Below are 12880 nucleotides of genomic sequence, written 5' to 3' on the forward strand. Positions count from 1 at the left end.
TATGGAATTATTTAGAATCAAAAAAGATATTCCCTTTATGAGTTACGGTCGCCTAACGACCGCAATTTCATTAGTGACTTTCATATTGGCCGTTTTATTTTTAGCCACTCGCGGCTTAAATTTTGGCGTAGATTTCACTGGCGGCACGGTAATGGAAGTGAACTATCCGAAAGCGGCGAATTTGGATAGTGTTCGCAAAGCGGTAGATAGCATAGGTTTAAAAGAAGCCACAGTACAAAACTTCGGCTCAAGCCATGATGTATTGATTCGCTTACCTGCTAAAGCTGGCGTTTCAGTGGCTAAACTTTCAGAGGAAGTGAAAACGGCATTAGTAGCAGCAGATGCTACTGCTGAAATTCGCCGTGTAGAAGCTGTGGGCGCTCAAGTGGGTGATGAACTTTATGAAAACGGTGCGTTAGCACTATTTTTCGTCAGCTTAGGCATCATGCTTTATTTGTGGTTACGTTTTGAATGGCGCTTCGCGGTGGCTGCGATTATCGCTAACATGCATGACGTGGTGATTATTTTAGGCTTCTTTGCGTTCTTTCAATGGGAATTCAACCTAACGGTATTGGCCGCGATTCTTGCTGTGCTAGGCTATTCAGTGAATGAATCAGTCGTGGTGTTTGACCGAGTACGCGAAAACTTCCGCAAAATGCGTAAAGCTAGCGTGGTTCAAGTCATTGATAACGCGATTACTCGCACGATGTCACGTACAATTATTACTCACACCATGACACAGACTATGGTTGGCTCAATGCTATTGTTCGGCGGCGAAGTCTTGCATAACTTTGCATTAGCACTAACAATTGGTATTTTGTTCGGCATTTACTCATCAGTATTGGTTGCTTGCCCAATCGCCATGTGGTTAGGCGTTAATCGTGCCAACTTAATTGGTGATGTTGAGAAAAAAGAAGGCGCAAAAAAAGAAGTAGTAGTTGAGCCAGATCCTTCTGAATTCGCATCCTAAGCTTTTTATAAACTTTAAATAAACAATCAAGTGCAGAAAAATTGCACTTGATTTCTTATCCCCCCGCCATATACACTCTCTTTTCCCACTCAAAAGACACCCTTTGGTAGATCCCTTTGGATAATATTTCCTTAAGCTCGCAGTTTGGCATTCTAGTATTGCTACTGCTTTGTAGTGCTTTTTTCTCAATTTCAGAAACCAGCCTTATGTCAGTCAACCGTTATCGGATGAAGCATTTGGCAAGACAAGGTCATCGTGGCGCACGGCTAGCTAGCGTTTTACTGTCCAAAACGGACAAATTATTAGGCGTCATTCTATTAGGCAATACGCTTTGTATTGTAGGTTCATCCGCCTTAGAAGTAGTCATCAGTCACAAGTTGTTTGGGGAGGGCGAATATGTGCTTGCAGTGGGCTCACTTGCCATAACATTCATCATATTAGTGTTTAGCGAAATATCCCCTAAGGTCATTGCCGCTGCCCATCCTGAAAAATTTGCGTTTGCTTGTAGCTATTTGCTTTATCCTTTGCTTTGGCTATTTAACCCTATCGTTTCGTTCGTTAATCTTTTTGTTAGGGGCTTTATGTATTTATTGGGCATGAAAGCCAATTTTGCAGAAGTCCATCACGCTGTCACAACAGAAGAGTTGCGTAGCATTGTGACTGATGCTGGTCACTTCATTCCTAAAAAGCATAGATCGATTTTATTAAACCTCTTCGATTTAGAAAAAATTACCGTCGACGATGTGATGACCGCTCATACAATGGTAGAAAGTATTGATTTTGATGCTCCACTAGATCAAATTATGCAGCAGATTTCGAACAGCCAACATACGCGCTTACCCGTTCGACAAGGTGAGCAAGAAGAGATTATTGGCATACTGCATCTGCGTAAAGTAATGTCACAGTTGCGTTCGCACCATGAGAGTGATGATTTTGATAAAGAAACATTACGCGAAGTGATTACTGAACCTTACTTTGTGCCTTCAGGCACCCCGCTTTATACGCAAATACAACAATTTCAAGAAAAACAACAACGCGTAGCGCTGGTGGTAGATGAATATGGTGAATTTAAAGGTTTAGTGACGCTAGAAGATATTTTAGAAGAAATGATAGGCGACTTTACAACGCAATCGCCTTCTCGCTTAGGCAGTTACCGCAAAGATGAAGATGGTGGATGGATAGTTGACGGTAGCAGCTCGCTACGCGACCTGAATAAAAAACTAAATCTAAACCTACCTCTTGAAGGCCCGCGCACGCTTAATGGACTCATTCTAGAGCATTTTGAGGATATTCCAGAATCTAACACCAGTTTTAAAGTTGGTACGCATGTGATTGAAATCATCCAAACGCAAGACCGCATTGTTAAAAGCGTTAAAATTTACCCTTAATCCATCTTTTATTTCACTTATCTCTCACTACCCCGCTCAGCACTTCTACCAGCTCATCTATTTACATAAATTAATGGCTTGCAATCAGCCCCTATTTAGCATGTTTATTCCATGTAATGAATTTTATTTAATGATTTAAGATAACCCTAATGAAATTGGGCTTGAAATTTCTGTGGTTTGGTACAAAATAGATTCATATGACAAAGCTACAAAAAAGCGCTAACCCCTTTGAAAATGATGTTGCACTTAAACCTGAGGTGGCAAAGCCAAAGTTGCCGCCAATGTTTAATGTTTTACTGTTAAACGATGACTATACCCCTATGGAATTTGTCGTTGAATGTATAGAACGATTTTTTAACAAAAGTCGTGAACAAGCGACGCAAATTATGCTCAAAGTACATACAGAAGGCTTAGCAGTGTGTGGAGTATACACACAAGATATTGCAGAAACCAAGATGAACCAAGTTCTTAGCTACGCAAGAGACCAGCAACATCCTTTGCAGTGCGTAACAGAGCCAGCTTAGCATCTACTTTCTAGCAAGACACTGCAAATTGATTTATGGAATTTAAAATTAGAGGGTTATGAAATGATTGCTCAAGAGTTAGAAGTAAGCCTTCACATGGCATTTATGGACGCTAGACAAAAGCGTCATGAGCTCATTACGGTTGAGCATTTGCTACTTGCCATGATTGACAACCCAACCGCAGCCGAAGTGATGCGGGCATGCGGTGCGAAGCTAGAAGTGCTACGCACCGAACTAAACCAATACATTGAAGAACACACGCCAACTGTGGACGGCCAAGAGGATGTTGATACACAACCTACCTTAGGTTTTCAGCGCGTGATTCAGCGTGCAATGTTACACGTACAATCTTCTGGTAAAAAAGAAGTGACTGGCGCAAACGTGTTGGTCGCAATTTTTGGTGAAAAAGATTCCCATGCGGTATTTTTCTTGCATCAACAAGGCGTAACGCGTTTAGACGTGGTGAATTTCATTTCACATGGCGTATCTAAAATTGGCGAAACTGCTAAACCTGAAGGCGCAGATACTGAAGTTGATGTTGAGGCTTCGCCGGCTGGCGCGCTTGAAAATTACACACTCAATTTAAATGCACAAGTGGCAGCAGGCAAAATTGACCCGCTTATTGGCCGTGCACCAGAACTTGAACGTGTTGTACAAACCTTATGCCGTCGCCGTAAAAATAATCCATTATTAGTGGGTGAGGCTGGTGTAGGTAAAACTGCGATTGCTGAAGGCTTAGCGCGTCGTATAGTGGAAAAAGATATTCCTGAAGTATTGGCTAATGCCACTGTTTATTCCTTGGATATGGGCGCTTTACTCGCTGGGACTAAATACCGTGGCGACTTTGAACAACGCTTAAAAGCAGTCATGAAGCAGCTTGCTGAAAACCCAGATGCGATTTTGTTTATTGACGAAATTCATACATTGATTGGCGCAGGTTCAGCCAGCGGCGGCACTTTAGATGCCAGCAACTTGTTAAAACCAGCCTTATCAAATGGTTCGCTCAAGTGCATAGGCGCAACCACTTACCAAGAGTATCGCGGTATTTTTGAGAAAGACCATGCGCTCTCACGCCGCTTCCAAAAAGTGGATGTGACGGAACCTAGTGTGGCTGAAACTATTGAGATTCTAAAAGGCTTGAAATCAAGGTTTGAAGAACATCACAGCGTGAAATATTCTGCTTCTGCATTAACTACAGCCGCAGAGCTTTCTGCTAAATACATTAATGACCGTCACTTGCCCGATAAAGCCATTGATGTGATTGATGAAGCTGGCGCTGCGCAACGTATCTTGCCAAAATCTAAACAGAAAAAAGTGATTGGTATCAAAGAGATTGAAGATATTATCGCGAAAATTGCGCGTATTCCGCCCAAAAATATTTCTGCGGATGACAGAAGCGCACTTAAAACTTTAGAGCGCGATTTGAAAGCCGTAGTGTTTGGTCAAGATAAAGCCATTGAAGCACTGACATCAGCCGTTAAAATGGCACGTAGCGGCTTAGGTGGCAATAATAAACCGGTTGGTAGCTTCTTATTCAGTGGCCCGACTGGCGTGGGTAAAACCGAAGTAGCTAAACAGTTAGCCTATATCATGGGCATTGAGTTGATTCGCTTCGACATGAGTGAATATATGGAACGCCATGCCGTGAGCCGCTTGATTGGTGCTCCTCCTGGCTATGTAGGTTTTGAGCAAGGCGGCTTGATGACCGAGGCGATAACTAAGCATCCATATTGCGTATTGTTGCTTGATGAGATTGAAAAAGCACATCCTGATATTTTCAACATTCTGTTGCAAGTGATGGATAACGGCACGCTCACTGATAACAACGGTCGCAAAGCTGACTTTAGAAACGTTACGATTATCATGACCACTAATGCTGGTGCTGAGAACTTGTCTAAAGCGAATATTGGCTTTACCAATGCCAAACAAGCAGGCGATGAGCAAGCAGATATTAAACGCTTATTCTCACCAGAGTTCCGTAACCGTTTAGATGCAACCGTGTCATTTGCTGGCTTATCACAAGACATTATCATTCGTGTTGTTGATAAATTCTTAATTCAATTAGAAGACCAATTGCACGACAAAAAAGTAGAAGTGACTTTTAGCGATGCCTTGAAAGCTTACTTAGGCAAAAAAGGCTTTGATCCATTAATGGGCGCAAGGCCAATGGCTAGATTGATTCAAGATACGATTCGCAAGGCGCTTGCCGACGAATTATTGTTTGGAAAACTAGCTAACGGCGGCAGCGTGCATGTGGATATTGACAGCAAAGATGAAGTGAAATTAATCTTTGTTGATGATAAAACACCTTCAGAAAGTGCGTTAGCCGAAGTTTAGTTTTACTTAACTTTTAGCAAAAAAATAACAGCCAACTTATTCAATATAAGTTGGCTGTTTTTCCATGACGCTAATAAACAATTCAGATTGAACGAGTCTGTTCAGCCAAAGCTGCAGTTTTGGGTAAGGCGCCATTTCAAACCAAGCAGTATCAACCCCAGCAAACTGCCGAACAAAGGGGAAAATTGCAATATCGGCCAAGCTAGGCGTTTCGCAAAATAAATAAAGATGTTCAAGCAGCAAATTTTCAAGCTTCAACAAAAAAACTTCACCATCCGCCCGATGCTCTATCTGCGTTTTACTTGGGTAACGCTCAGGGTATTTGTAAGCATCCAAAGCCTGTTTAAACGCCGTATCATTCTGCGAAATAAGTGCGTCAGCACCCGCATAAACATTAGCTCCTAGCGCATGCTGCTGCAGTGCCCAATGCATAATATCCAAGCTCTGTTCAATCACGGTGCCATCTTGTAGCACCAATACAGGCACGGTGGCTTTAGGTGAAACTTGCAGCATGTGTGCTGGTTTGTCACGTAGTGAAATTTCACGAATCTCAACATTAACTCCAGCCAGCTTAAGTGCCATACGCGCACGCATGGCGTAAGGGCAACGGCGGTATGAATATAATATTGGTAGAGCCATTACACTTTTAAATGTTGCAGTAAGTTAACCAAGTGTTCTGCAAATATCATGCACTAGCCTAGGCCCTTTATAAATCAGCCCGCTATACACTTGCACTAGATCTGCCCCCACTGCGATTTTTTCAACCGCATCAGCACCACTCAAAATGCCACCCACGCCAATAATCGGCAAAGCTCCTTGTAAGCGTTGCGATAATTGCTGAATCACCAACGTTGATTTCTCACGTACTGGCGCACCAGATAAACCCCCTGTTTCATCAGCATGTTCCATGCCCTGCACCATTTCGCGAGATAAAGTGGTGTTAGTGGCAATCACGCCGTCGATCTTATGTTGTATCAGCAAATCAGCAATTTCATTTACTTGTTCAAGCTCTAAATCTGGTGCAATTTTTAAGGTGATAGGCACATACTTGCCATGCTGATCTGCAAGCTTGGTTTGCTCTAATTTGAGCGTAGCCAGCAACTGAGATAGCGCCTCTTTTTCTTGCAAAGCACGTAAATTTTTTGTGTTTGGTGATGAAATATTCACGGTGATATAACTCGCATGCGCATAGACTTTACGCATGCAAATCAAATAATCATCCACGGCATTTTCAATCGGCGTATCAAAGTTTTTACCTATATTAATGCCGAGCACGCCTTTGTATTTAGCGGCCTTAACATTCTCAATTAAGTTATCCACGCCCAAATTATTAAAACCAAAGCGGTTCACAATACCTTGCGCTTCTTTTACCCGAAACAAACGTGGCTTAGGGTTACCTGGTTGCGGGCGTGGTGTCACCGTACCCACTTCAATAAAACCAAAGCCTAAGGCTGCCATTCCATCAACCACCGTACCATTTTTATCCAAACCCGCGGCCAAGCCAACAGGATTAGGGAATGTAAGTCCCATGACTGATCTTGGCTGGCATATAGTCGCCTGATTTAAGCATTGCGTTAACTGTAATTTGCTCGCTAGCTTTAAGCTCTTAATAGTGAGATCATGCGCGACCTCGGCATCTAAGCAAAACAACAAAGGTTTTGCCATGGCGTATATGTTCATATTGTGCTTAATCTCATGAATTGATAGGTAAAATTGCTGATATCAGGGAAATCACATTTAGCTAAGCGCTATTATAATTAAAATTACTGAAATGCTAACCTTAACTTCCCAAGTTACTCATGTTGAATTATAAGAAAGAGATCATCTACCCGCTTCTTGCAGCGTCACTATTAATTAGTGTGGTCATGCTCAGTCTTTTTTATACGATGTACAATTTGAATAGAATCGAAAAGAATAAAGATTTTATCGACAAGCAACGCTTCAATATTATCACTTTAAGAAGCGCTATATTAGATGCTGAAACCAGCCAGCGCGGCTATTTAATCACAAATAATGCCACCTTTCTTGAGCATTACAAAGAAAGTAAAATTCAAGCGTATAAAACTATAGATGACCTGACTAAAGACGGTCACGAGTTCCCTGCGCTAACACCAATTGTAGAGAAAATTCAGCGACTGTCTGATGACAAATTTAGCATTATAGAAGCTAGCACCTCAGTACAATTGAATGCAGGATCTTACGCCTCGCACCTCAGCTTATCTAAAGACCGTGGCAGAGTAGTCATGGATAACATCCGCCTAGCATTGATGAAAGCAGATGTAATTCTGCTAGAACGTCGAAATGTACTTAATATACACATGCAAACGACCATCCGTGACAGCATCATTGCGGGTGTAACACTGGCGCTAGTGATTTTTGGTGTTTTATTATTTTCATACTTACATACACTACACCTATTTAAAGTTATTTTATCTAGCTCAAACAAGGTTGATCATCTCAGCCATCAAGCCACCCATGACCCACTCACTAATTTATTAAACCGACGTGGATTTGAAAACAAGCTACATCACATTCACGATAATGCCATTATTGAAAAACAGAAATATGCCATTTTCTACATGGACTTAGATAATTTTAAAACCGTCAACGACCAATACAGCCATGAAATCGGCGACCAACTTCTCATTACCGTCAGCCAACTATTCCAAAGTTGTTTAAGGGAACAAGACGCTTTAGCGCGCTTAGGCGGCGATGAATTTACTTTAATCGTGCCAAAATTCAAAGACAAAGACGAGCTAGAAACATTAGCCAACCGACTTATCAATGCATTAAAAAACCCGATTCCAGTTGAAAATTCCATGTTATCAGTAGGCGTAAGTATCGGCGTCGCCATTCACCGCTCAGATGCATTCACTCCTAAAAAGCTCATGATGGCCGCTGACAAAGCGATGTATCACGCCAAAAATTCAGGTAAGAATAAAGTCGTATTCTTAAATAAAGCAGCAGCTCAGAACTACAAGCCGTTAGATTCCGCACACCACTAAGAATGACGGAATGTTTAAGATGCACCAAATATCAGCCAACTGAGTAGCGCAAACACTTACTGACATTTCCTAGCAGGAAAAAATCCAGTGGCTTTTGCAATATTTCGAACTGATTGAACCATGTCGGGGGTAGCCCGACAGCTAGTCACTTTCTTTTAACTGCCTAAAAAGTACCAGTACTTGGCATGTCCGCCAAGTGCCCGCTGTTACACAGCGACCTTGGCGCCAAAAGTAACCCAAGAAAACGGCACCCCAACACCACTGCCTAAAGGCTTCCTTGCGCTACTCAACACAAAGGCAGCAATCGGTAACCGTAAAGGTCATCCCCATCATCACGAATTGCTAAAGCAATTGTTCTGATGTGAAAACTAGCTTACGCTCAAACAGCCGCTTGCTGAATGCCCCTTTATGTCTGCGTTGCTCAGCGTGGCGTAAAGGGGAAATACAATGAAATGGCGAGGTTTCAGAAATTCAAATAAATCCACAACCTCATGATTTTTACCTTAAATCCCATGCTACCGCGCCTGTTCTGCTCAGTTTCATGGGAGCTTTCGGCAAGCGGCTGTTTGAGCGCAGCGAGTTTCCGATTGCCGCCCATGAAGCTCAGCAGAACAGGAATTAAGCGGGAGGGGGTAGCCTTTTCTTTGGTTTCTTTCTTTTGGCTACGCAAAAGAAAGAAACTCGCTAGTCGCGCGAAAGCGACATATTCCAATTGAGTATTGCATTTTCCTTAGCTAAATAATGCTCTTAAATAGTGCATATTATTTGATAAATTACCATTGACGTACACAATATAAAGGCATAAATTGTAAGCACTACACAAGATATTGATTTACCCAGTGATTTTTTAAATGAAGGAGATTTAGAAAAGCCTAAGCCATCATGAAATAGCTTAGGCTGGATTAATACAAAGCTCTGAACCTTTGTATTAATAGCTGGTTCTAGGACTGCCAGCGCATTGTACTAACGCGAAATCAATGTTACACCATTGATTTCAAAATACAAGCCAATTTGTCCTTAGCTTTTTAAGGAGATTACAATGCAAAAAAGCAAAATAATTCCAGTATGCCAATATGTAAGAACTCGCTTCGGCAAGTTAGAATATGTTTGCCAACACTGGCGCTCAGCACCTAGTTTCTAGGTAAGTTGAACGATGCGGGCTTAATCAGCCCGCTTTCCTACCCCAGCGCCACCTCCACCAAATTATCACTAAACGTAGTCGAATGCCCCATATCCCCAAACTCCGCTGAACTAATACAATTCACCGTACCATTATTCAATTGACGCCAATATCCAAGCGTTGCCACAATAATCCCCGCATTCACATCATCCGAAATTCTCGCCAAGCCCTCAAACGCACCTCGGTCATTAAACACCTTCACCACATCACCCGCTTTAATATTACGTGCCGTAGCATCTTGCTGATTAATCATGACGAACTGCTCACCCTGCCCCTTAATTTTCTCCGCCACATTGGCATAGCATGAGTTTAAAAAGCCATGACTTTTAGGCGAAATAATATTCAAAGGATACTTAGCCGCTAATGCTGGGTTGCTGGCTGGCGTTTCGCGCGATGCAACGTAATCAGGTAATGGGTCTATATCCTCACCTGGTTGAAAGCCTTCGTACATTTGACGGAAGGGCCCTGCTACAAAGTTTTTAGCGCCTTCTGCAATGAAGTGGCATTTACCGCTAGGCGTTGGAAACTCACCTTTGGCATGCCGCGCACGCGTATCTTTATCACCGAAGGCTTTTAGACGTGCGAAACCATGTTGGCGTAGATAATCTAAATCGATGCCTTCGCAGGTGGGTGAAGCCCAATCCACGTAGTTTTCTAGGCATTCGGTATCGTTCCATTTGAAATTATCATCTTCATAGCCCATGCGCTTAGCAAGCTGCCTGAAGATTTCATTATTAGGAAGCGCCTCGCCCGGTGGGTCTATGCATTTTTCATTATAAGTTAAGTATAAATGCCCCCATGACAGCACCATGTCCTCCATCTCCGCACCCATCGCGGCTGGCAGCACAATATCGGCATAGGCTGCGGTGTCAGACATAAAATGTTCTGCGACCACAGTGAATAAATCTTCACGCTCTAAACCTTTAATGATTTTATCGGTTTCGGGCGCTTGGGTAATGGGGTTGGTATTCCATACCATCATCGATTTAATCGGCGTATTAAGCTTGGTTTCACCAGTAAGTACGCGACCTAACTGTAAATTGTTAACAACTGGCGTGCCTTCCGGGATTAAGTCTGGGCGAGAAATCACATCAAACTTATAGGGATGCTCCCATACGGGGAACTGCAAAGCGCCACCACCCACGTGACGCCATGCGCCTATCAATGCGGGTAAGCATGTGACCGCTCGAATGGCTTGACTACCGCCGTAGCTTCTTTCAAGCGCTACGCCTAAGCGAATCGCCGCTGGTGGCGTGGTGGCATATTCTCGTGCAAATTTACGAATATCATCCGCTGAAATCCCAGTAATTTCTGCCGCCCATTCTGGCGTACGTGTTTTAGCACGTTCAGCCAGTTCTTTGTAACCCACGGTGTAGTTATCCACGTAATCTTGGTCAACTAAACCTTCTGCAATAATCACGTGCATCATCGCCATAGCGAGTGCGCCATCTGTGCCAGGTTTTGGCGCAATGTGCCAATCAGCTTCTTTTGCAGTTTTAGACGCATAAGAATCAACCACCACGACTTTGGCGCCACGCTTTTGCGCCTCGTGAATAATGTGCCAGTGATGTAAATTAGTACTTACTGAGTTACACGCCCAAATAACAATATATTTAGAATGGCTAAAACTTTCAGGGTCAACGCCGGCAGTTGGACCAACGGTTAATAACCATGCCGTACAGGAACCTTCACCGCAAAAAGTGCGTTCGCAAACAGTTGCACCCATGCGGTTAAAAAAGGCATCGCCACCGTTGAGACCATGCACTAATCCTTGATTGCCCAAGTAGCTGTTGGGCATAATGGCGTGTGGGCCATCGGTGGCGATAATCGCTTTCCATTTACTGGTAATTTCAGTCAGCGCCTCATCCCAAGTAATGCGTTTGAATTGCTTGCTACCTTTAGCGCCTGTGCGTTTAAGTGGGTAGAGCAAACGATCTGGGTGATAATGACGTTTTTCGTAATCTTTGAGTTTGACGCATAAACCACCGCGCGTCATGGGATGGTCTTTATTGCCTGTGACTGAGATAAGCTTGTTATCTTTAACGGTATAGACCATGCTGCAAGTGTCTGGGCAATCGTGCGGACAACCGCCGTGAAAGGTTTTAGTTGATACATCTGCTGGTGCGTTCATACTTCTCTCCATAAAGATTATGTCAGGCAACTTGCTAAGATTTAATCACTTTTATTTTTGCATTTCAGTCAATATATACCAACCTGTATAGCAATGCAATGGCATAATTATCAACTAAATAATTAAGTAAACTTTATACAAATGAAAACAAAAAACAATCCATTGCAATTATTGGGTGGCTTAACGCCAGAGGCATTTCTAGCAGAATATTGGCAAAAAAAACCTTTGCTCATTAAAAATGCCATTCCAAACTTCACGGGCTTACTAACGCCTGATGAACTTGCTGGTTTGGCTTGCGAAGACGAGGTGCAATCTCGCATTGTTAAATATAAAAAAGGGAAATGGCTTGCGGACTTTGGTCCATTTGATGAAGATGATTTTGCTAACTTAACTGAAAAACCAACGCCTGAAAACAATTGGACTTTACTGGTACAAAGCGTAAACCATCACTTACCCGCAGGCGCTGCGTTATTGCAGCAGTTCGATTTTATTCCACATGCTAGGCTTGATGACTTAATGGTGAGCTACGCGCCCAATGGCGGCGGCGTAGGCCCGCATTTTGATAGTTATGATGTGTTTCTATTGCAAGGTCAAGGCAAGCGCATTTGGCGTATTAGCGAGCAAACGGATTTAAGTTTAGTAGAAGGCGCGCCATTACGTATTTTGAAAAATTTCGATACTGCGCAAGAGTGGCTAGTTGAAGCTGGCGACCTATTATATTTGCCGCCACATCTCGCACATTGGGGCATTGCGGTCACAGCGGATGGCATTGACTGTATGACTTACTCCATAGGCTTTCGCGCCCCAAAAAATCAAGAACTTGCCACAGAGTTTTTAGGTTTTATGCAAGACCAATTGAATCAGGATAAGCTAGTTTTAGATGGCATTTATGATGATGCTGATTTAAAACTACAAGACCATGCTGCCGAAATCGGCAAAGAAATGATTGTGAAAGTCAGTGAGAATTTAAGTAAAATTAAATGGTCAGATCAAGTAATTGCTGACTTTCTAGGGACCTATCTTTCTGAACCTAAAGTTGATGTGATGTTTGAACCGAATAAAAAAATGTCTATGCGTAACTTTAGTGAGAAACTAGCCAAAGTTGGCATCTCGCTGGATTTAAAAAGCCAAATGCTATTTTCCGCAGATAACTTTTACCTCAATGGCGAAGCTAGCAAATGGACTGGCGAGCCAGCAAGCATTCTAACCAAGCTTGCCGACAACCGTCATCTTGAAGCTAGCAATATTCAAGATGCGCCATTGCTACAACAACTTTATGATTGGTATATTGCTGGTTACCTGAGTTTTGATTATTTATAAGTTATTCAAATTAACTCAGGCAAAT

The 12880-nt window shown here is 42.7% G+C and carries 10 protein-coding genes; 6 read left to right on the top strand and 4 right to left on the bottom strand.

The features are described 5' to 3' along the window. Position 1 precedes the first annotated feature (1 nt). The 4 genes from secF to clpA all read left to right on the top strand — a co-directional run bounded on the left by secF (position 2) and on the right by clpA (position 5219). Positions 2–970 carry a protein translocase subunit SecF gene (gene secF, locus PSV17_RS09960; RefSeq protein WP_300482137.1) on the top strand — a complete coding sequence of 323 codons (969 nt, stop codon included), beginning with the start codon at positions 2–4 and terminating at the stop codon, positions 968–970. A gap of 116 nt (positions 971–1086) precedes the next feature. Continuing rightward, positions 1087–2358 carry an HlyC/CorC family transporter gene (locus PSV17_RS09965; RefSeq protein WP_300482139.1) on the top strand — a complete coding sequence of 424 codons (1272 nt, stop codon included), beginning with the start codon at positions 1087–1089 and terminating at the stop codon, positions 2356–2358. A 197-nt stretch (positions 2359–2555) separates the two neighbouring features. Beyond that, positions 2556–2882, top strand: a complete 327-nt coding sequence (gene clpS, locus PSV17_RS09970; RefSeq protein WP_300482140.1) for an ATP-dependent Clp protease adapter ClpS — start codon at positions 2556–2558, stop codon at positions 2880–2882. A 63-nt stretch (positions 2883–2945) separates the two neighbouring features. Continuing rightward, a complete protein-coding gene (gene clpA / locus PSV17_RS09975) occupies positions 2946–5219 on the top strand; it encodes an ATP-dependent Clp protease ATP-binding subunit ClpA (protein WP_300482143.1) in 2274 nt (757 codons plus the stop codon). A 36-nt stretch (positions 5220–5255) separates the two neighbouring features. Here clpA and PSV17_RS09980 read toward each other — a convergent pair whose 3' ends face one another. Both PSV17_RS09980 and PSV17_RS09985 read right to left on the bottom strand, forming a co-directional pair. Further along, positions 5256–5858, bottom strand: a complete 603-nt coding sequence (locus PSV17_RS09980; protein WP_300482145.1) for a glutathione S-transferase — start codon at positions 5856–5858, stop codon at positions 5256–5258. 24 nt (positions 5859–5882) lie between these two features. Next, the gene (locus PSV17_RS09985) at positions 5883–6899 is read right to left on the bottom strand and encodes a quinone-dependent dihydroorotate dehydrogenase (protein ID WP_300482148.1); all 1017 of its coding nucleotides are present in this window, start codon (positions 6897–6899) and stop codon (positions 5883–5885) included. Between the two features lie 119 nt (positions 6900–7018). Between PSV17_RS09985 and PSV17_RS09990 the strand changes: the two genes are divergently transcribed. Then, positions 7019–8224, top strand: a complete 1206-nt coding sequence (locus tag PSV17_RS09990) for a diguanylate cyclase (protein WP_300482149.1) — start codon at positions 7019–7021, stop codon at positions 8222–8224. Between the two features lie 463 nt (positions 8225–8687). On the opposite strand, the gene PSV17_RS09995 is transcribed toward PSV17_RS09990, so the two are convergent. After that, positions 8688–8936 carry a hypothetical protein gene (locus PSV17_RS09995; protein ID WP_300482150.1) on the bottom strand — a complete coding sequence of 83 codons (249 nt, stop codon included), beginning with the start codon at positions 8934–8936 and terminating at the stop codon, positions 8688–8690. 466 nt (positions 8937–9402) lie between these two features. Next, on the bottom strand, positions 9403–11535 hold the full coding sequence (locus PSV17_RS10000; RefSeq protein WP_300482151.1) for a molybdopterin oxidoreductase family protein: 2133 nt from the start codon (positions 11533–11535) through the stop codon (positions 9403–9405). A gap of 141 nt (positions 11536–11676) precedes the next feature. Here PSV17_RS10000 and PSV17_RS10005 point away from each other — a divergent pair, with 141 nt between their 5' ends. After that, positions 11677–12855, top strand: a complete 1179-nt coding sequence (locus PSV17_RS10005) for a cupin domain-containing protein (protein WP_300482152.1) — start codon at positions 11677–11679, stop codon at positions 12853–12855. Positions 12856–12880 lie beyond the last annotated feature (25 nt).

Origin of the sequence: Methylotenera sp., from assembly GCF_029946165.1 — a bacterium.
GTDB lineage: Bacteria > Pseudomonadota > Gammaproteobacteria > Burkholderiales > Methylophilaceae > Methylotenera.

Coding starts and splice junctions, on each gene's coding strand:
- secF (WP_300482137.1), top strand. CDS start 2: ATGGAATTATTTAGAATCAAAAAAGATATTCCCTTTATGAGTTACGGT.
- clpS (WP_300482140.1), top strand. CDS start 2,556: ATGACAAAGCTACAAAAAAGCGCTAACCCCTTTGAAAATGATGTTGCA.
- clpA (WP_300482143.1), top strand. CDS start 2,946: ATGATTGCTCAAGAGTTAGAAGTAAGCCTTCACATGGCATTTATGGAC.
- PSV17_RS09980 (WP_300482145.1), bottom strand. CDS start 5,858: ATGGCTCTACCAATATTATATTCATACCGCCGTTGCCCTTACGCCATG.
- PSV17_RS09985 (WP_300482148.1), bottom strand. CDS start 6,899: ATGAACATATACGCCATGGCAAAACCTTTGTTGTTTTGCTTAGATGCC.
- PSV17_RS09990 (WP_300482149.1), top strand. CDS start 7,019: ATGTTGAATTATAAGAAAGAGATCATCTACCCGCTTCTTGCAGCGTCA.
- PSV17_RS10000 (WP_300482151.1), bottom strand. CDS start 11,535: ATGAACGCACCAGCAGATGTATCAACTAAAACCTTTCACGGCGGTTGT.
- PSV17_RS10005 (WP_300482152.1), top strand. CDS start 11,677: ATGAAAACAAAAAACAATCCATTGCAATTATTGGGTGGCTTAACGCCA.